18 protein-coding genes and 1 other RNA gene are annotated in these 19,310 nt (G+C 42.7%); 11 read left to right on the top strand and 8 right to left on the bottom strand.

Annotated elements, in window-relative coordinates:
* Positions 1–17: 17 nt before the first annotated feature.
* A complete protein-coding gene (locus AAGA18_12380) occupies positions 18–1,355 on the bottom strand; it encodes a radical SAM protein (GenBank protein MEM9446135.1) in 1,338 nt (445 codons plus the stop codon).
* 437 nt (positions 1,356–1,792) lie between these two features.
* Here AAGA18_12380 and AAGA18_12385 point away from each other — a divergent pair, with 437 nt between their 5' ends.
* The 5 genes from AAGA18_12385 to AAGA18_12405 all read left to right on the top strand — a co-directional run bounded on the left by AAGA18_12385 (position 1,793) and on the right by AAGA18_12405 (position 5,808).
* A complete protein-coding gene (locus AAGA18_12385) occupies positions 1,793–2,734 on the top strand; it encodes a ChaN family lipoprotein (GenBank protein MEM9446136.1) in 942 nt (313 codons plus the stop codon).
* A 335-nt stretch (positions 2,735–3,069) separates the two neighbouring features.
* Positions 3,070–3,768, top strand: coding sequence for a PEP-CTERM sorting domain-containing protein (locus AAGA18_12390; GenBank protein ID MEM9446137.1), 699 nt, complete (start codon positions 3,070–3,072; stop codon positions 3,766–3,768).
* A 30-nt stretch (positions 3,769–3,798) separates the two neighbouring features.
* Positions 3,799–4,476, top strand: a complete 678-nt coding sequence (locus AAGA18_12395) for a PEP-CTERM sorting domain-containing protein (GenBank protein ID MEM9446138.1) — start codon at positions 3,799–3,801, stop codon at positions 4,474–4,476.
* 11 nt (positions 4,477–4,487) lie between these two features.
* The gene (locus AAGA18_12400; GenBank protein ID MEM9446139.1) at positions 4,488–5,288 is read left to right on the top strand and encodes a PEP-CTERM sorting domain-containing protein; all 801 of its coding nucleotides are present in this window, start codon (positions 4,488–4,490) and stop codon (positions 5,286–5,288) included.
* Between the two features lie 103 nt (positions 5,289–5,391).
* Positions 5,392–5,808 carry a hypothetical protein gene (locus tag AAGA18_12405; protein MEM9446140.1) on the top strand — a complete coding sequence of 139 codons (417 nt, stop codon included), beginning with the start codon at positions 5,392–5,394 and terminating at the stop codon, positions 5,806–5,808.
* Positions 5,809–5,872: 64 nt separating this feature from the next.
* Here AAGA18_12405 and AAGA18_12410 read toward each other — a convergent pair whose 3' ends face one another.
* Both AAGA18_12410 and AAGA18_12415 read right to left on the bottom strand, forming a co-directional pair.
* On the bottom strand, positions 5,873–6,373 hold the full coding sequence (locus AAGA18_12410; GenBank protein MEM9446141.1) for a ferritin: 501 nt from the start codon (positions 6,371–6,373) through the stop codon (positions 5,873–5,875).
* Positions 6,374–6,474: 101 nt separating this feature from the next.
* Complete coding sequence (locus tag AAGA18_12415) at positions 6,475–8,169, bottom strand: ABC transporter ATP-binding protein (protein ID MEM9446142.1); 1,695 nt, start codon at positions 8,167–8,169, stop codon at positions 6,475–6,477.
* A gap of 124 nt (positions 8,170–8,293) precedes the next feature.
* Here AAGA18_12415 and AAGA18_12420 point away from each other — a divergent pair, with 124 nt between their 5' ends.
* Positions 8,294–8,800 carry a hypothetical protein gene (locus AAGA18_12420; protein ID MEM9446143.1) on the top strand — a complete coding sequence of 169 codons (507 nt, stop codon included), beginning with the start codon at positions 8,294–8,296 and terminating at the stop codon, positions 8,798–8,800.
* A gap of 517 nt (positions 8,801–9,317) precedes the next feature.
* Positions 9,318–10,205, top strand: a complete 888-nt coding sequence (locus AAGA18_12425) for an integrase core domain-containing protein (GenBank protein ID MEM9446144.1) — start codon at positions 9,318–9,320, stop codon at positions 10,203–10,205.
* Positions 10,206–10,353: 148 nt separating this feature from the next.
* Here the strand turns inward: AAGA18_12425 and ssrA are convergent.
* Positions 10,354–10,705: a transfer-messenger RNA gene (ssrA, locus tag AAGA18_12430) on the bottom strand.
* A gap of 174 nt (positions 10,706–10,879) precedes the next feature.
* Here ssrA and AAGA18_12435 point away from each other — a divergent pair.
* Both AAGA18_12435 and AAGA18_12440 read left to right on the top strand, forming a co-directional pair.
* The gene (locus tag AAGA18_12435; GenBank protein MEM9446145.1) at positions 10,880–11,623 is read left to right on the top strand and encodes a hypothetical protein; all 744 of its coding nucleotides are present in this window, start codon (positions 10,880–10,882) and stop codon (positions 11,621–11,623) included.
* A 42-nt stretch (positions 11,624–11,665) separates the two neighbouring features.
* Positions 11,666–12,961 carry a citrate synthase gene (locus AAGA18_12440; GenBank protein MEM9446146.1) on the top strand — a complete coding sequence of 432 codons (1,296 nt, stop codon included), beginning with the start codon at positions 11,666–11,668 and terminating at the stop codon, positions 12,959–12,961.
* Positions 12,962–13,016: 55 nt separating this feature from the next.
* Here the strand turns inward: AAGA18_12440 and murI are convergent, their stop codons facing one another.
* From murI to panC, 3 genes are all read right to left on the bottom strand, one after another.
* Positions 13,017–13,826 (bottom strand): glutamate racemase, encoded by an 810-nt coding sequence (gene murI / locus AAGA18_12445; GenBank protein MEM9446147.1) that lies wholly within the window; start codon positions 13,824–13,826, stop codon positions 13,017–13,019.
* Positions 13,813–14,889 carry an N-acetylmuramoyl-L-alanine amidase gene (locus tag AAGA18_12450; GenBank protein MEM9446148.1) on the bottom strand — a complete coding sequence of 359 codons (1,077 nt, stop codon included), beginning with the start codon at positions 14,887–14,889 and terminating at the stop codon, positions 13,813–13,815. Before AAGA18_12450 ends, murI begins: the two co-directional genes overlap by 14 nt.
* A gap of 151 nt (positions 14,890–15,040) precedes the next feature.
* Entirely contained in the window at positions 15,041–15,844 is an 804-nt protein-coding gene (panC, locus tag AAGA18_12455) for a pantoate--beta-alanine ligase (GenBank protein ID MEM9446149.1), read from the bottom strand.
* A gap of 66 nt (positions 15,845–15,910) precedes the next feature.
* Here panC and AAGA18_12460 point away from each other — a divergent pair, with 66 nt between their 5' ends.
* Positions 15,911–17,149: an LL-diaminopimelate aminotransferase gene (locus tag AAGA18_12460; protein ID MEM9446150.1), complete on the top strand. Its 1,239-nt coding sequence runs from the start codon at positions 15,911–15,913 to the stop codon at positions 17,147–17,149.
* A gap of 496 nt (positions 17,150–17,645) precedes the next feature.
* Entirely contained in the window at positions 17,646–18,311 is a 666-nt protein-coding gene (locus tag AAGA18_12465) for a transposase (GenBank protein ID MEM9446151.1), read from the top strand.
* A 185-nt stretch (positions 18,312–18,496) separates the two neighbouring features.
* Here the strand turns inward: AAGA18_12465 and AAGA18_12470 are convergent.
* Positions 18,497–19,310: hypothetical protein (locus AAGA18_12470; GenBank protein ID MEM9446152.1), on the bottom strand; the 814-nt coding region annotated here is incomplete at its 5' end.

Raw genomic sequence — 19,310 nt, forward strand, 5'->3', positions numbered from 1 at the left:
ATGAATAAAAAGGTTTCTCAATTCACCATCTCAGATGTCTTCGCTAACTTCTTGCTAATAAAGTCGATCATTTCTGAGCTTCGAAAACGCCCACGTAAACTGAGCTTTCTTTTTCGCTCGGACCTCAGGGCCAACTGAAAATACCCTTTTTCAGTCCATCTCTGCATAACATTCTCAATAGAGGGGTTTACTTCTAAAAGCTTTTCTTCTGTCTCTGATGACAGATATCCCTCTCCCAAGTCATAAGATAATTGGTCTTTTAAATTGGCATCACCATTTCGGGTTGAAGCAACCGCCAATGGCTTAAGACCAGCACTAATCAAACGAAAATAGTCTTCAAGTCGAGGAACTTGAAACACATCAAGCGTTTGCAATTTACCTCCGGCACCGGAACCAAATGGGATGATTTCTGCTGGGCCTTCCGCCAAGCGCTTATACAAACTCCGCTCGCGCTGGTCTCTTATCCAATGGCATGTCGAAAGTTGTCGGTAGTCAGTTCTACCCAACCATTGTGCGGCGACCCTATACATTTCTTCCTTGGTTTTAATATCCGCAGTTCGAGCAAAAGCACCTTTTTCTGTGGCAATAGGAAAGGGGCAGTTCGGAAAGGTCTTAGTATGATATAAGTCTAAGCCATGAAGATCAGTTATCACTTCTAGAGTTTTAAGGTCATTAATAACGTCTTCTTCATTCTGTTTAGGTAGGCCATACATTAATTCAACATTGACAGAACACCTTGGTATTTCCGTGAGATCGACTAGGGTAGAAATCACTTTCTTCTGAGAAGCTATACGACCCAAGGAGCGCCTTGCTTTTGAATCGAAGGTTTGGACACTCATCAAGATTCTGTTGACGCCGCTATTGACCCAATTTTGTGCTATTTCTCTGTCAACACCGTGAGTTCTCGCCTCCATGGTTATTTCGCAGGCCGGTGCCAATGCGAAGTTAGCTCGGACTGTATCCATGATCTTCTCTACGTCAGGGGAAGGTAAATCACTGGGTGTCCCTCCACCTATATAAATAGCCTCTATTGGTTTTGCCGTAGCAGCCTCAAGACGGCTTGTGATTTTGATTTCTTGGATTAATGCTTGAACATATTGCTCTAGAAGATTCTTAGAATTCCTATTAATAAAAAAGGGACAGAAAGTACAACGGCGTTTACTAAAAGGAATATGCAAATACAGGACCCTGGGTAGTTCTGGGTCAGATTTCTGTAAGGCATCTTGCCAAGATTTGTTAGACCTCAGAGTCGCATCCTCAAAGTAGGTGTCTTTCTTGTGACTACCGGCCGCAACTCTTCGTTGAATATTTACTCTATTCGCCTCTCTTTTTTTCTCCAAAAGTATTTCTTTCATAAGCAGTTGTGTTAAGTGGAATATCACTCTTTTAAGCACAAATAAGCAGAAGTCAATTCCTTATTGAGAATGAGTCTCTATTACAAACCCGCTTAGTTGCCCCTTGAATTCAGTTCATGTCCTAGAACTTCAAGGAGGTGTGTAAAAGCTTGAGCCTCAGGAAAAAGAGAGGTCAAAGAGGCTTCATTCATAGCATTGTCTGAGTTTAGCTCTTGTAAGCAAGTGAGGGAGAAGTGATCAAGCGCTCGGAGGCCTAGCCTGGATAGAGATGAAGCATCGACCTCAAAAAGGTGATAGTTCTAGGTAGTTCTATGTTTCTTGGGGCTAAGGTCTTGGACAGATTTTTAGGTCTCTATGGCATCATTCGGGTTAAAAATTGATGTCATAGGCTTATCAAATATGCCTAAATAAGCTCCGAGTCTCCGGAAATAGATACAATGAAAACGATATTAACACTAATCATTCTTACGCAAACACTGACATGGCAACATTTAGCTGCTGAGAGAACAGATAGCTCCATGATCAAATGCAGTCTTTGGATTGATCTATATCATGGTGAAGTAACAACATATGAAGGGCTTATTGATGACCTAAATCAAGCTAGAGTTGTTTATCTAGGAGAAACGCATCGTATCAAACGACACCACCAGTGGCAGGTGAGGATCCTAGAATCATTAAGAGAAAGAGGTAACGATCTTATCCTTGGGTTAGAACAGATTGAGAGCAAATATCAAAATGAAGTTGAAGCATACAATGTGGGCGAGCTTTCGTATGAAGCCTTTGCCAAGAAGATAAATTGGGAGAAAACCTGGAAGAACTATGAAGATTATGAAGATCTTGTGACCTATGCACAAACTCAGGAAATACCGATAGTGGCGTTGAATGCTGATGCAAAGATCATTCGCAAAATTGGACGAGAAGGTTTACAGAACTTGGATCCTCTAGAAAGAGATCTCCTGCCCAAAATCATTAATTGGGAAAAGGATCCAATCTATCGACAGTGGTTAAATAAAATACTGATGGTACATATGCCAGTCACAGAAGAAAAACTCATGCCTTTCTTTCAAGCCCAGGTATCTAGGGATGAAATGATGTCAGAACAACTGGTTAAGTTTCTCAAGCTTCAAGCCGAGGGAACAATAGCCTTAGTCATAACAGGTTCTGGCCATGTTAATTACGGGTTGGGTATGGTGCAACGTGTCAATCGCCGACTCGGTTCTCATAAAAAAAGAATTCTTCTTTTTAGTGAAAGTCAGGAGCTCATCCTAACGGACGAAGAAAAAGCGATGTCACGGGAGATCTCTATGACGCACGATGACTTGGACTTTATCAAAAGCCCCATCGCTAATTACCTGCTCGCCACTGAAATTGGAAAATAGCTTCCCCTACACATTATTTTCGACCTCTTGGATGACTTATTTGAGGTGAGCTCTATCATAAAAAAGGCACGCCAGAGGTTTTCCCCGGCGTGCCTTGACTGGTCATTACTGACCAATCTAGTTAATGGGCACAAATAGGAGCGCTGTCTCACGCTAATATATAATCTACACATTAGATAATGAGACTCATATCCAATAAGTCAACAACTAAATGATACTGAGTCTCATTTTAGTCTTGAAATTATAATATTAAAGCTCTAATCGTCTATGATATGGTTCTCTCGTAGAGAGATAACGTTCATTGATTGATGCTCGAGAGGCTGAAAAGGAGAAACATGAATATAAAATATGTAACGCTTGTCATGGTGATGGCATTGATATCACTCTTCCGCGCAGAAGCAGCCATTACGGTTAATTTAAATGGAAACGTAGAAACGGAAGTTTGGACAGATATGAGCTCGACAAACAATCCTGGATATCCTGGATTCTTAAATTTTTTGGATGCTTGGCCGTCTCCGATTGCTAGCGACGCGGGATCCACTGGCAATGGAGAATTTGACAAAATCTCCGGTGGAGGATATCCAGCAAGTGAATCTATTTATCCATTTGCAGTAGCAGGCACCTTCTCAGTATCCTCGACAACATCTCTATTTGATGTCACAAATGTTGTATTACAGCTGGATACCGCCTCGGGAACTTACTTAACACCAACACTCTCTTACAATGGAGGATCACAAGCAATCTCGGCAAACTTCTTAGATCTTACATCAGGAGAGTTTATCCAAGGCTTTGGTGGAACCCCTTCTTCAACATTCAACATGGTTGCTCAATGGGACCTATCAAGTATTGCTGCTTCCATCACCGATTATGAAATTATTTTCGAGGGCCAGCCCCATGATGCTATATACAAAATTAACCTGGATTCCAGTGATGGAGAATTTGTCCAACAAGTTATTCCGGAGCCTGGCACCTGGGCACTAGTCTTAGTAGGTCTAGGTTCCCTAGGCTTGCTACGTAGATTCTCTAAGAAGTAATTTTGATGATTTTAAAGACCTAACTAGTTCGTGAAAGACACCGTTATTATGAGAATACCTACTCCATCATTATTTACACTGAAGACGATCGCACTTTCGATATGCTTCATTATACCGCAGTCAAAGGCAGCAGTTATTTTCAATGAATCTACTTCTGGCGACTTATCAGGAATACCCTCTAATCCAGAGCTGCTCGTTGTAGGCTCTGGAACAAATACCATAGTTGGCAGTGTTGGTGAAAACGGAAATACGGGAGCTTCGGATGCTTCGGATGCAGATTATTTTACTTTGACGATACCATTTGGTCTCAGCATTGATTCCATTACCATCGACAACTACTCCACCTCTCCTAATCCATCAGGTAGCGGTAGCTTTTTAGGCTATAAATCAGGCACAGGCTTTGCTGGGCAGGGATTTGGAGATATTGATTCCTGGGCATTATTTAACTCATCCACTATCAATCTACTCGCTGATCTCGGGTTATCTTCATTAGAGTCTGGGTCCCACACTTTTTGGATACAAGAAACTACCTCCACCGTTGTAGATTATACGATTTCTTACGATGCAGTGCCCGAGCCCTCTACTTATATCTTACTGGGAATGGGTCTATGGATGCTCATGGTTTTTAGAAAATTAAAAAATAAAACGACTAGATGCTTCCCAGAAAAAGTAATTCATTTCAAGAATCATTCTAACACCCAACAGTAAAGGACCAACATATGCAAAAAAATACCCAAAAAAAACTCCCAAAGTCGAGTAGCAGACAAGTATCGCTATTCTTAAAAACATTCACACTATCTTTTAGCTTGCTCGTATTGGGTTTCATGCCCAACGCGGTTCAAGCGGTCATTACCCTATCACCTGATGAAGACGTTATGACCTCTGGCTTTTTTCAAGGCAATGATCGAGTTAGAGGGTTTCAGGGAGATAATCGAGCAGTCCATCGCGTCAGCACGGATACCCCATTTGGAGTGTCTGGGGCTGAGACCATTTACATCTCCTTTGATAATATATTCGACCCTGCGACCTTCTCTAGCCCTATTCAGAATGCAACACTTACCTTGGAGTCAGTACCAGGGGGATTCTTTGCTGATGCTTCCGCGGGTAACCCCTTCCTAGTATCAGCTCATGGAGTAGATCTTGACCCTCTGGCAAGCATCATAGACAATACTAATCCTGGTGGAATAGTCGACTGGCTGACCTATTTCAATACGAATATACTTGATGCGGATCCTACTGCTCTCACCTCAGTTGATTCCTTCGGAACCATTGAATTTGATGTCACCTCACTAGTGAATGATTGGATTTCTGGCAGCAATACTCAATATTTTATTGCGCTAACCGGCAAGAATGACACTTCTGGAAATGATTTCTTGCATGGCTTTTCCAATAATACTGAAGCTCCAGGCTCCACTGAGTTAGCCATTACTATTCCCGAACCAAGTACCGTAATCCTTTTGACGGTAGGTGGGCTTTGCCTAGCTGGCATGAGCTACCGCCGTTCAAAAAACAGTAAATAAAGAAACGATTGATCAAAAAAGGTTGTAGGGGCATCTAAAGCACCGAGCAATAGCGCCCCTACAACTGATCGATACAGCCCAGTAAAATAGTTGAAAGCATAAGATGAAGAGACAAAAAATCCTGTTCGTTTGTAATGGGAATCGCTACAGAAGTTCTACGGCCCAGAAGCTGTATCAGAGAAATAGTGATCTCAAAGTTCGCTCACTAGGACTTGTTTTACCCTTTAACTTAAACATGACAGCTTACCTTTCTCTCAAATGGTCTGAAAGGGTTTTTGTCATGGAACCGCATCAGATGCATTACTTAATAAGCCGATGGCCCAAAGCATTTGAAACGAGGACAATCAATTGCCTTCACATTCCAAACCATTATGCGCACTTAGATCCGACTCTCATAGAAAGCCTCAGTGAAAGCTTAACTCCCTACATTGGAAGTCCAGTAGAATACCCCTCGCCCAGTTATAGTAAGAAAAAAGCAAACAAAGACTATAGGCATAATGCTTTATGGATGGAGGCTTAGGTTCTATAAATCCCTTTTAATGATCATGGGCAAGGCTAGTCTATTTAATCTATTTTAGGGTAAGTCATTTGTCAGTATCGTCAGGATGACCCTGGCGAGCAATAAAGTCTTCGACTCGAAAAAGATCATTTCCCGCTCTTTGAGTAATCTTGAGTAAGGTATCCATGCTGGCAACCTCTTCGACTTGCTCTTGTAGAAACCATTGCAAAAAATTCTGTGTGATCCGGTCACTTTGTTTGGCGGCAACGTTGTAGATATTTTGGATTTGTTCAGTTACTCGCACCTCCTGGTCATAGGCTGCTTGAACCGCCTTTTCAACGGACTCGAATGTTGACACAGGTTTGGGAATCTCGGGAATAACAACCGCTTGATTTGTATCGTTGAGAAATTGAATCATTTTTAATGCATGAGCGCGTTCTTCATCCGCTTGTTTTGCAAAATACTTAGAAAGTTCTGGCAACGCTTCAGAATCGTACCATGTTGAAACGGCAATGTATTGGAGAAAAGCTGCAAACTCATGGCCGATTTGTTTATTGATTAAATCAGTAACCTCGTTGCTTATCATAATTTTAGATCCTTGTTCATATCGCAAATGACAACGTAAGTGCAAAACCAGATTCTACAAGGAGAATGACTTAGAATCATGTATTACTTTTCGAAAATCAATCATTTCAGAATCGTAGTGGATGCTTCTGGATAAATCCTACCACGATCTAGCGTCAAGAGCTGGTCCGCTTGCTCCAGTAAACTAGAACGGTGCGATGTCATAATGACTGTCCGTCCTTTCATCAATTCTTTGATTGACTGAATAATGATCTGTTCACTTTCTTGTTCAACAGAACTGGTGGGCTCGTCTAATAGTAAAATCTGAGGGTTAGATAAAAAAGCCCGGGCAATTCCCAAGCGTTGCCTTTGGCCTCCGGATAGCTTGACTCCTCTTTCTCCAACAACGGTATCGAGACCTTGTGGTAATTCCTCTACAAAGCGCCAGGCATTCGCTTTGCTAAGTGCCTCTTGCAATTCTTCATGAGAGGCGTTGAGTTTTCCGTAAAACAAGTTGTCACGAATGCTAGCATGAAAAAGAAATGTTTCTTGGAATACGGGAGCTACAAAGGACCTCCAATGTGCTCTTGTCAGGTCTTTCAAATCAGTACTTCCACAAAGAATGTGACCTTGAATAGGATCATAAAAACGCATCAGTAAATTAAGAATAGTTGTCTTACCGCCGCCGCTTTCACCTGCTATGGCAACCCGAGTTCTCGGTTCTATGGTAAAATTGAGATCGTCAAGCACAGGCTTCTCTTTGTCATAATAAAAGGTGATCGAATCAAAGATGATGGGTAGACTGGAGTGTTCTATAGTCTGGGGTTTTGCTGGTTCTGCAAGCTCTTCAGGTGTATCTAATACTTCATAAACTCTTTCAGAGGATGCTAAGGCTCGTTGAATTAAATCATTCACAGTAGCGAGTGTTCGCATGGGGCTATTGAGTTGCCACCAATAAATGCGTATGGCTACTAACCCACCAAGTGTAAGCTGTCCTTCTAAAACAAAATGAACTCCCAGCCCAAGCATGATCACATTCGTCATAAAGCCCACAAAGAAAGCTGTAGGAAATAGCACCGTTCGCATGCGAACGGTTTCCATGGTTTTGCTGAAGTGCTTGTCAGTCGCTTTTCTAAAAGCCCCTTCTTCTTCTTTGCCTCTACCAAAAGCGCTTACCACGGTATGGCCGGCTAGACTATCTTGTAGCCTAGCGCCCACCTCACCAAGGATCTTACTGGCGTCTTGGTAAAGTTGCTTCAGACGCTTGTTAAAATGGTTGACTATGATAAAAGTCAAAGCAAGCGGGATAATGACAAACAAACCAATCATCCAATTGATATTTAGAATAATGCAAATCACTCCAACAAAAGTAACCAACTCGTCTAACATCGTATTTAAACCTGCTATCAGTGAACTTTGTATGGTTTGAATATCTGAAATCACTCGAGATTGTAAGTCTCCAGTTCTTTGCGAATGAAAATAACCTATCGATTGTCGGTTGAGCTTGGTAAAGAGGCGATTACGTAAATCTCGGATAAATTTCTGCCCCGCCATTTCAAATGAACGATCTTGTCCCACACCGAATAACAAGCTAAGCCCTTGTATGACTACCATAGCAAGCAAGGCTGGCACTAGAAGGTCTACCTCCTTATTTTCCACCACCCTGTCAATGACAAACATCCAAATCAGGGGATGAATTAATCGGCCTGGGGATGAGATAAATAGAAAAACGGAACCTTTAAATAGATCAAATCGAAATGGTCTAAGCTCTCCCAATAGCCTACGCAGTTTTTGTTTTTTTGAAGATGTCCTAACCATATTAGACCTGTTCAACGGATCACATTACCCAGCTTAGAAATTAGCACCATATGAAAATTTAAGCCTTAGATTAAAAATTGATAAATCATAGATTTAAGTTATCTTATAAAAGTATTTGGTTGTTATGGCAAAACCTACTCGAGAACTTGTCGATGGACTTCGCAAAGCTGCAAAGAAGATAGAATCAGGAGCAGATTATAGCTGGGGCTTCGTAGCTGAATGTAATTGCGGTCATCTAGCTCAATGTATCACCTCCCTCAGTGCGACGGAAATTTATCAAAAGGCTCGCGCGCATGACCTTGAAGAATGGACGGAGTATGCCAATGACTATTGCCCGAATAGTGGGGTGCCTATGAATAGTATTATTGATGCTTTGCTAAAAGTTGGAGTAGACATCAGTGACATCAAACATCTTGAATATCTCTCAGATAAATCAATCCTCCAGGCTTTGCCAGGCGGGTTCCGTTACTTAAGAAAGGGGTTGCGAGCTGATGCGGCTATTTACATGAGAACCTGGGCAAGTCTGCTGGAATGCCGACTTAAAGACCTTCAGAAGAGTACTCAAGTAAGAACTCACATCGAACCCAAAGATCACGAAGAGCCTATGATTCAATGTCACGGAACCCTGTAATGTATCCATCAGGATCAGATACCTGAAATTCTCTTCCGTGAAGCATTTACCGTAGGGCTGGTTAATTTAGATCTGTTTTTTTACCTTGTCGTATATAGCTTCGATGTCTCGTACGCGGAAAGTAAGTTCCACACCCTCCGACTTTCTTCTCTTTACTCTTCGTCATTAAAGCGAATTTGTCCATCGAGATTTTGGTCGGCAACAAGTAGCGGAGTCAGGCATAGAATCACCCCAATCTCTTTGCCTTCATGATCGATGCCCTTAGCGGTAATCCAGTCTGTTTCCTGAGTGTTGAAAAAGGGAAAAACTAGAAGAAATTGTTAAGGATTGGTTGAGAAAATCTGTCTAGCAGTGTCTCAAAATGATGTCTTCCCTTTGAGCATCAAGCATTTATGTTTTTGCTCCCATGTATCGATTTTTCAATCCCCTTTTCTTTCTCATTGCTCAAGCCACTGATTCATTGAAGGATCGTTATATTCTTTACCTCCAAACTGAGAACAAGATTTTCTGATCTCATTTGAAATCCATTGTCTCTATTGTCATATATCGAACTTTTTGTCGATGGACTCAACAAAAGCCAATTCAAAGCCGTCAATCTGGCAGACCTCCGTTGTCTCATATCGTTCGCAGTATTATCCTTCGCATTGCTACACAAACAGGTTGGGGATATACCCGCATTTTAGGTGAACTACGCAAGCTCGGTATTCGCAAGGTTTCTAGGGCAACTATTACTAGAGTCTTGAAAGAAAATGGCATTGAGCCTTCTCCCAGTCGCCCTACTCGTTGGAAAGAGTTCATTCGCTCCCATATAGAAACACTCTGGGCCTGCGACTTCTTCACCAAAGATATCTTCACTTGGAAAGGCAAAGTTACGGTCTATATCCTCTTCTTCATTCATATCAACTCTCGCAGAGTTCATTTAGCAGGAATGTCTGAAGCACCTGACAAGCAATGGATGGCTCAACAAGCTAGAAATCTCTGCATGTATTTTGATCAAGTTGACCCAAAGCCCAAAATAATCCTTCATGATAGAGACTCCAAGTTTACCAAACAGTTTGATGCCATTCTAGAAAGCGAAGGCATTAGCATGCAAAAACTTCCCATTCGTTCTCCAAATCTCAATGCCTATGCTGAACGTTGGATTCAGTCTATCAAGGTTGAATGCTTGGATCGATTTCTTGTCTTTGGTTTCAATCACCTTGAATACTTAGTATGTGAATATGTGAAATACTACAATTCTTTACGACCAGATCAATCTTTAGACAATCGTCCTTTAGATCCAGAATCGAATAAGATCATTCCTTTTGAAAACGATACCTTGCAAGTGAGTTGTAAGAGCTTTCTCGGCGGCGCTTTAAAACATTATTATCAAGAAAAACCCCCAGATTTGGGAGAAGCAACCTAAGCTAAGACATTTTCTTTTGAGATACTTGAAAATAACTCTTTATCAGAGAACAACTTAGCTTGAGACATGGTTTTGAGACAGGATGACTTGGGCCATTTTAGCCCCTCTTGAATTACCTAACCCATTAATAACAAACAGGTTACTAATGAAGTGGAGGCGGAGGGGATCGAACCCTCGTCCTTAAGAGAGTAAACGGCTGCTTCTACAAGCTTAGTAATCGTTTATTTTCGTGGCCTAGGTTGCGCGATCACACGCCCTAGGCCCTTAGCCTCCACGTTGGATTCGTCCACTAAGGTCGGTGACTCACCTTAATGACCGCCCAGCTAAAGGCGTTCTTATCTCTTAGCTGAGGTCGGAGTAAGAACGTTGCAGTTTAATTAGGCTGCAAGAGCTAATTCATTATTAGCAGTTATGTTTTGATCGGCTTTTTACGAGGCCAACCGATCAACCTCGGCTTGCCACAGGCGTCGCATCAAATAAGTCGAAGCCAGTGCGCCCCCAGTCTAAACCAGGATTAACAATTTTAACCCGAGTCAAACTTGTATTAGGCTATCACAGCTCTCATCAGATTTAAACAGAAAGATTCTGGCGCGTGAAAAAGTTTCTGTTAATATCCCACCATGCATGGGTTGCTTTTTGACTTGAGAATTTGGTCTGTCTTTATCTTCTACTTCATGACAAGCATTCACGGCACATGCAAAATTAATCCTTCCCTTGGTGTTGTGTATCCGTTAGAAGCTAGCGATAAGGGAGTTGTTTTTAACAAAAGTGTGATACTCAATCATGAGGCAATAGCCGAAAAGGGATCTGTCGCTCAAATCATTTTTCAAATGCCTCAAGACGATGATCGGGATGTCAAAGAAGCTCGCCGAAAGAGTACCAGCAGTATCGAAGCTAGTTTTTCGCGCTCGACGAACGCAAAGCTCTTAGAGAGGCAAAAGCCACTCAAACAACTGTCTCCGGAGCAAAAGGCTGTATTGAGTCGCGCTTACTCGAGTAGATGGGTCGATCCCATTAAATTTCGCGGATTTCTGCACAAAATACCTTTGAATAAGTTACGCTTAGTCTACAAGCCCGTAGGTTCTGAAGCAGCCATTATAGAAAGATTAACACTACCTTATGGCATGTTTATAGCTCTAGATGATCATGGAGTTAAGGTTTTAGCAATAGAACAGAGTTCTAAAGCCCATAAAGCAGGTCTTCCCGTGGATTCCATCCTCAAACGTATCAATGGGATTGACATTGAGCCAAATCTTAGGTCTTTTTTAGAGTTGTTCTATGAGCAAGAGGATAAAACAAAGACTGAAAATAAGCCCTTGCCTTTGGCTTATCAAACAGGCCCAGACCAGCCTATTGAGGAGGTCTTATTTCCTGTTCCTTACTCATTTAACTCAAATGATTTTTTTTCCGATTTATAAAGAATAAGATAAAAACCTAAAAAATAGAAAGCCCTCCAGATTATGGCAGAACAAGCAACGATAAAATTAGAAGGCAAGGAAGTGACCTATCCGGTCATAGTAGGCAGTGAAGGGGAAAAAGCTATCGATGCTTCTTCCTTCCGTAAAGATACAGGTTACATCACTTATGATGATGGCTATGGGAACACAGGATCGTGTAAAAGTTCTATTACTTTTATTAACGGTGAAAAGGGCATTCTTCGCTATAGAGGTTATCCCATTGAAGAACTAGCGGAGAAGTCTAACTTCCTTGAGGCTTCTTACCTGATCATCTATGGAGAGCTTCCTAAAAAAGAGGAGCTGGAAAATTTTAGAAGCCTCATTCTTGGCAAAGCTTCCATACATCAAGGCATGTTTAATCATTTCAAGGGATTCCCTGATACCGCGCACCCCATGGCTATTTTATCCGCCATGCTTAATTCATTAGGCTGTTATTATCCTAAAATGGCTAGCAATAATCGGCAGCAAGACCTTGAGCATTTTGATGAAGCTGCAACGATTCTTATTTCAAAGGTTCGTACGCTAGCAGCGATGTCATATCGCATGAAAAGTGGTTTGCCGTTTATCTACCCTAAGCACGAACTATCTTATTGCAGCAACTTTTTGCATATGATGTTTTCTGAGCCCTATGCTGAGTATGTTGCCGATAAGGATGTTAGCCATGCATTGAATCTTATTTTGCTGCTTCATGCAGATCATGAGCAAAACTGCTCTACCTCGACAGTCCGAATGGTAGCTTCGGGTGGTGCTAACCTGTTTGCATCAGTTTCTGCTGGGGTATGTGCATTGTGGGGTCCTGCTCATGGAGGAGCGAATATGGCAGTCATTCAAATGTTAGAATCTATTCATAGTGAGGGTGATGACGGTACGAAATTTATTGAAGCCGCTATGAGTGGTGACAAGTCCAAGCGTTTGATGGGGTTCGGACACAGGGTCTATAAGAACTATGATCCCAGAGCGAAAATCTTGAAAGAAGTTAGTCAGAAAGTCTTCGATAAGCTAGGCATTAAGGATCCCCTTCTAGAGATTGCCCTCAAACTAGAAGAGATTACCTTGCGTGAACAGTATTTTATCGAACGTAAGCTCTATCCCAATGTTGATTTTTACAGTGGTATCATTATGCGTGCGATAGGAATCCCTTTGGATTTGTTTACAGTCATGTTTTCCATGGGGCGCATGCCTGGTTGGATTGCAAACTGGAGGGAGATAGCTGCTGGTGAGAAGTCACCTATCCATAGACCGCGCCAAATCTATATGGGTCCTACTCAGCAAAAATATATTCCCATAGAAAAGCGTTAATCTGTCTGCCTCTTTTTTGACTGAACATCAAACATCTTCGCAAAGCTCAAAGGTCTCACGAAACGCTCACCACTTGTATATGGCATTTTTTTAGGCCCAAGAACTCTTGGGCCATTTTGCCAAAGTGGGGAGCCATATCCGTGAGATATACTTGAATATCTTGAGTCTTCTCGGTTTCTGAAGTGACCAGCCTCCCAAGAAGCTCTTGACCAACTTTCAGCCCACAAGTAATAGCTGAGTCCACAAGAACCACTTGATCTCCCAGCATCTTGGAAAGCACTGGCTTGAGAAGAGGATAATGGGTGCATGCTAATACCAGTGTGTCCACATCAGACTTACGTATCGGTTCTAAGTACTCTTCAATAATTAAAGTAGTCGCCCGTTTGTCTAGCCAATGCTCTTCAATTAAAGGAACGAGAAGAGGTGTCGCTACCGGAACAAGTTCCAAATGAGAATTTCGCTTTAACAAAGCATTTTGATATGCCTGACTGCCGATAGTCCCAACAGTGCCAATGATTCCAATACGCCCATTTTTCGTTGCGGCTAATGCAGCTTCAACCCCTGGTTCTATGACACCAAACACAGGTATCTCCAACTCCTCCTGCAAAACACTTAATGCATAGGCAGTTGCAGTGTTACAAGCTGTAACCATGCCCTCAATTTGATGACTTAACAAAAATGCCGAAATTTCTCTCGCGTAACGGATGACAGATGCTGGAGATTTATTACCGTAAGGCACTCTCGCGGTATCCCCTAAGTAAATAATTTCATCAACTGGAACGAGATCACGAATAGCTTTCACAACCGTCAATCCGCCAACGCCGGAGTCAAATACTCCTAAAGCTTTGATTCTATTTGGCTGCATTATTTCTTAAGCCTACTTCTTCAGGTGCTCGAAAGCCTGGTTCGCCCTCTTGCATAAATTCATAATAACGAGTGATGCCGTTAGCGATTTTTTGAGCCATGTTTTGCCGATACTCACTTGTCGCAATCCATTTACTTTCTTTGTAACTTGAGAGAAATCCACCCTCAATGAGAATAGAGGGGATAGTCGAACGTCTAAGGATCACGAATCGAGCACGCTTCATCCCTCTATCATGCGGTTTTTGAGGCAAGGTTAATAACTCATTATGAACGCAGCTAGCAAGTAGTACATTGAGCTCATCAGAATTATTTCCATCATGCTTTTCTCGGTCGGACTGTTTGAGGCTACCACTTCTACCAGAGGAAGAGCTAAATCTGGGAGTAAGCGTATATGTTTCAATACCGTTGGGTTTCGAACTCCGGTTATAATTAAAGTGGATACTAATAAAAACAAAATCCTTGTGTTTAGAAGCAAATTTGGCTCGCTCCTCTAAAGTAATAAAAGTATCTCTATAGCGAGTCATAACGGTTCCAATTCCATTTTCCTTAAGCAGGTCTCGCAGCCGTAGAGCAACGTCGAGATTCATTTTCTTTTCTATCAAACCTCGCTTACCTCTGCCGCCATGATCTGAACCTCCATGCCCAGGGTCTATGATCACTCCTTTTAGTGGAGTTTTATCCTTTATGGCATAGGGACGAAAAATAGGCTCGAATAATTTGACTACGTCGACGCGAGCCAAATGCAAATTTTCTTCATTATCTTGATAAATGGGGAAGCTTAACCAAAGCAACCGCTCATTCCAGTAGAATTCTCGGCTATGCTTTCGATATAAGCAGTCTCCCAGAGGGCCTTTAATATGGGTAAAGTCTTTAATCTCTTCCAAAATAGAAAGACGCTTCTTAGTCCCTATTCGCTTGAATTCATAAAATTCCAAGAATGAATCAAAAGAAACATAAGGTATTTTCTTAAAGCGTGATTGTTCCCACTCAAATTCGGCCCTAAGGGGCGTTTCTAGCGTGACCAATAAGATGACGATTAAACAACTAGCTACAAACTTCCTCACAAATAACCCTATATGCGCTCTTTCAGAATAGTCCCTCTGACTTTTTCGCCTACTCCTCAAATTTTTTATTCAATACGATTGCTTGTAATCTCCTAGCCATCAGTGGGGCACGCTAATAGGGCGATTTTCATACCTATTTATGAGTCTTATCCTAAGAAAGCTTCCGGCTTAGCTTTACGTTGTCAAGCAAACGCGTTTCCCCAACCAGGACAGCAACACATAGAAAACCACTGGCAATTGACACATACTCCAGCCGCAGGCCTTTTACTTTTTTGAACTGACTTTCTACCCATTTTTCACATTGCTTGGTCTCTGAATCTGTAAAGCGCTTACGAGCCGCTTGCAGTATCTCAGGAATCTTAAGTGCTACGTTGTACTGATCCTCTGAGAGATATTGATTACGAGAACTTAGAGCTAGCCCTTGTTTGTCGCGGACAATCTGCACTCGCATAATTTTAATGGGGAAATACAAATCACGAGCCATACGCTCAATCACATCACACTGCTGGGCATCTTTCTGACCAAATATGGCAATATGAGGTTGCACAAGCATAAAGAGTTTAGCGATTACTGTGGCAACACCTTCAAAGTGACCAGGCCTGGAATCGCCACACCGCCCTTTGGATAATTCTTTCTCGACTACCCAAGTGGAAGAATCGTCTCGATATAGACTACTAGGCATAAAAACGACATCCACACCAGCAGATTGCGCTAATCTCAAGTCTTCTTTCTGAGCCCTAGGATATTTATCAAAATCTTCCTTTGGGGCAAACTGTGTGGGATTCACATAGATGCTAAGAACAATGACATCAACGTCCTTCTTAGCCCTCTCGACCAAGCTTAGGTGACCTTCATGCAAGGCCCCCATTGTTGGAACTAAGGCTATTCTTTTACTTGATTGTCTCCAAGCTAACGCTTCTCGTTGCATTTCATGAGGCTTTACGATAAGTTTCACGGCTTTTACAAAACCCACTAAATTGAAATTGCGCAATACCAAATAAGACGAAACGGAAAAATAATTATGCCACGAATTAACGAACACTACCTAAAATTAAAAGCTGGATACCTTTTTCCAGAGATCGGGAGACGAGTTAAAGCCTTTAGTGAGGCAAACCCTGAAGCTGCAGCTAAACTTATACGCTGTGGTATAGGAGATGTGACTGAGGCTCTTCCTTTAGCTGCTCGTGAAGCATTCCATAAGGCTGTCGACGAGTTAGGCGACCGATCTAGCTTCAAAGGTTATGGTCCCGAGCAAGGTTATGATTTTCTGCGCCATGCTATTGCCGAGAACGACTATCGCGCCCATGGCATAGATATTTCCGATGACGAAATATTTGTTTCAGATGGTTCTAAGTGTGATAGTGCCAACATCTTAGACATTTTTGGTCACGATAATAAGATTGCCATTACCGACCCAGTCTACCCCGTTTACGTAGACACCAATGTCATGGCAGGTCACACTGGCGAAGCTAATGAGCAAGGTGCCTATGCCGGACTTACTTATTTACCCTGCACCGCAGAGAATCATTTTGAGCCTAGCCCTCCTACTGAACCGGTGGATCTTATTTATCTCTGCTATCCGAATAATCCCACTGGAACTGTGGCATCTAAGAATCAATTGGAAAAATGGGTTGCCTACGCCAAGAAAAATAACGCCATTATTTTGTACGATGCCGCCTATCAAGCCTTTATCAGTGATTCGACCATTCCTCGCAGTATTTTCGAAATAGAAGGCGCTAAAGAATGCGCCATTGAGTTTCGCAGTTTTTCTAAGAACGGTGGATTTACGGGTGTTCGCTGCGCCTTCGTTGTCCTTCCCAAACAGCTGAAAGGGAGCACCGTTGGCAACGCAGAAATAGAAATCCACCCTTTGTGGTCTAGACGCTCGAGCACCAAGTTCAACGGTGTAAGTTATCCCGTACAAAGGGCGGCTGAAGCGCTATACTCTGAAGCTGGCGCTAGACAAGTGACAGATCTCATCTCACATTATATGGGAAATGCAAAAATCTTGCGTGAAGCTGTTCAAGGGAAGGGCCTAGGGGTCTATGGGGGTGAACATGCTCCCTATATTTGGGTGCAATGCCCCACTGGAATCGATAGCTGGGGCATGTTTGATAAAATGCTCCATGATGCGCAAACTGTCATTACGCCTGGGGCCGGATTTGGTAGCGCTGGGGAAGGTTACTTCCGCATATCCGCTTTTAACAGCAGAGAGAATGTTGAGGATGTAGCAAGGAGAATCAAAGAACTATGTTTCTAGTAAGGATTTAAGACTCGCCATGAACCACTTATGTATCTCTGCTTGAAACTTACATTTCAAAGCTCTAGTTTCCACAACATGAAGTTAAGGCATTTCTTGGTTCTATGCTTCGGTTTGTTATTAGCGAGCTGCGCGTCGATGCAACGCGATGAAATGACAGACACAGAATATGACCAACAGGTAGAGAAACAAATCACTGAAAGTCTACAAGAGTATAATAGATACTAAACCACAAAAATACCCCGCAGTGCCGTCAGGAGAAAAACCTTCGACCCCTGTATGTTTACAGGGAGACGGTAAACTCACGCCCGCCTTCCAGTGAAGGCCTGACGTTTGAGAGCTTACTTAGGCCTCATTATTTTTATAAGCATCGGAAGAAGGATTTCTGCCTTTGCTCGAACACCTCAGGGTAAATTTTGCAAATCAACTAAAAAGTAGTCCGTTAAGTCATTATATTAGTGAATATTTCCCATGAGTCAAACCTCTCGGCTCAGTAGTGTGCGGAATTTTTTGCACACTAACAACCAAGAATGTCAGTGTGTTAGTGGCTTTAGCTGTTAACCAAGAAGGTTACCGTGAAATCGTTGGAGTTGCAGAAGGCATGAAAGAAGACAAGGCAAGTTGGTTAGACTTTCTTAGATACCTTAAAAAGCGAGGTCTCAAAGACCCCTGCTTTGTTCTATCTGATAATTACCTCGGATTAGTCGATGCTTTGACTGAAGTCTTTGCTAAGACCCTTTGGCAACGTTGTATGGTTCACTTCTACCGCAATGTGTGGAAAGTCATTCCTCAAAGCAAAATCGGCGAAGTCTCTGCCTTACTCAAGGCTATTCACGCACAACATAAGACTCAACTCATTATCCAAAAATTAAAGGCGATGAAACTTGCCCAAGCCGCCAAAGTTCTCGAGAAGGGTATCGAGGATACTTTCTCCTTCTACGCCTTTCCCAGAGAACACCCAATCTATCTACGGACAAACAATCCTCTGGAACGCATCATGAAAGAAATTCGCCGAAGAACCAGAGTCGTTGGCTCTTTCCCCGATGGTCATAGTGCTCTTATGCTCGCTTGCGCTCGCCCCAGGCATATCACCTCTTCTAAGTGGGGTCAAAAACGTTACCTCAATATGGATAAATTAACTCTACTCCAACTCAACTCTTGATCTATTGTCAATTAACTATGTACTCTTTGCTTACTTCTATTCTTCGCTCTCTCATTTGTGCGAAACTTTTCGGACGTTATCTTGGACGAAAAGATGCACACTGCCTACATCAGTTATTGCCCCTGGACCCTCCGATCAAGTCGGAGGGTGACGAAAGGGGGGAGTCGGAGGGTAAAGAAGTTAATCTATTTAGCCCATAGGCCTAGGTTATCCAGGAAGAGATCGTCTTCATCATTGCTGGCATCACAGCGGAATCGAATGCGCGTTTTCTTGGTCAACTTATATCCCTTAATCACCAGGGATTCGAGGTAGACTGTGCCATCATCCAGGAAATCCACATCCTTGACAAAAGTAACCACTCTCTCATAGGTTTCCCCTCCATCGGTGGAGAGTTGCAGCCAGAAGTCTTCGCCTTCCTCAAAGCTTTCCACTTGGTAATCAAATTCCACGATCAGTTCCGTGTAATCACTTAGATCTAAATTCTTGGTAGTCAGAACCGAGGAGCTTGAGTTATCCTGCAGGTTCACCACACTACCATCGATATAGTTCCCTGAGTTGTCCAGGAAGCAGTCAACTCCTCCACGGATCCAATGCTTGCCCAAGCCATCCTCAAAGTCCTCAAAGAGGATGAGAGATGCTGCCGCTGGAGCGTCCCCTTGAGTCGATGTCGCTTGGGTAGCTTTGGCCCCTCCCGATTTAACAATCAAGTTCTCTGTGATCTCCGCTGTAGCCCCCTGATTATCGGTGGCCACCAGTTTTAGCTGATGGCTTCCTGCTGATAAGCCTTGTAGCAGCTTATTGCCTCCTTTCCAGAGGTAGGGAGAACCTCCCTGACGTCCTACGGATTTCTTTCCCAGGTAGAGTTCCACCTGGACCACATTCCCGTCGGGGTCAGAGGTGTCAGCCTCAATGACCATCTCAGACTTATCATATCCCTTATCAAGCATAAGCGTTGAGGACGGGGCAAAGACCACAAGAGGTGCCTGATTACCCCCTCCA

This window comes from Verrucomicrobiota bacterium (assembly GCA_039192515.1).
Lineage (GTDB): Bacteria > Verrucomicrobiota > Verrucomicrobiia > Methylacidiphilales > JBCCWR01 > JBCCWR01.

Coding starts and splice junctions, on each gene's coding strand:
- AAGA18_12380 (MEM9446135.1), bottom strand. CDS start 1,355: ATGAAAGAAATACTTTTGGAGAAAAAAAGAGAGGCGAATAGAGTAAAT.
- AAGA18_12385 (MEM9446136.1), top strand. CDS start 1,793: ATGAAAACGATATTAACACTAATCATTCTTACGCAAACACTGACATGG.
- AAGA18_12390 (MEM9446137.1), top strand. CDS start 3,070: ATGAATATAAAATATGTAACGCTTGTCATGGTGATGGCATTGATATCA.
- AAGA18_12400 (MEM9446139.1), top strand. CDS start 4,488: ATGCAAAAAAATACCCAAAAAAAACTCCCAAAGTCGAGTAGCAGACAA.
- AAGA18_12405 (MEM9446140.1), top strand. CDS start 5,392: ATGAAGAGACAAAAAATCCTGTTCGTTTGTAATGGGAATCGCTACAGA.
- AAGA18_12410 (MEM9446141.1), bottom strand. CDS start 6,373: ATGATAAGCAACGAGGTTACTGATTTAATCAATAAACAAATCGGCCAT.
- AAGA18_12415 (MEM9446142.1), bottom strand. CDS start 8,169: ATGGTTAGGACATCTTCAAAAAAACAAAAACTGCGTAGGCTATTGGGA.
- AAGA18_12420 (MEM9446143.1), top strand. CDS start 8,294: ATGGCAAAACCTACTCGAGAACTTGTCGATGGACTTCGCAAAGCTGCA.
- AAGA18_12435 (MEM9446145.1), top strand. CDS start 10,880: ATGACAAGCATTCACGGCACATGCAAAATTAATCCTTCCCTTGGTGTT.
- AAGA18_12440 (MEM9446146.1), top strand. CDS start 11,666: ATGGCAGAACAAGCAACGATAAAATTAGAAGGCAAGGAAGTGACCTAT.
- murI (MEM9446147.1), bottom strand. CDS start 13,826: ATGCAGCCAAATAGAATCAAAGCTTTAGGAGTATTTGACTCCGGCGTT.
- AAGA18_12460 (MEM9446150.1), top strand. CDS start 15,911: ATGCCACGAATTAACGAACACTACCTAAAATTAAAAGCTGGATACCTT.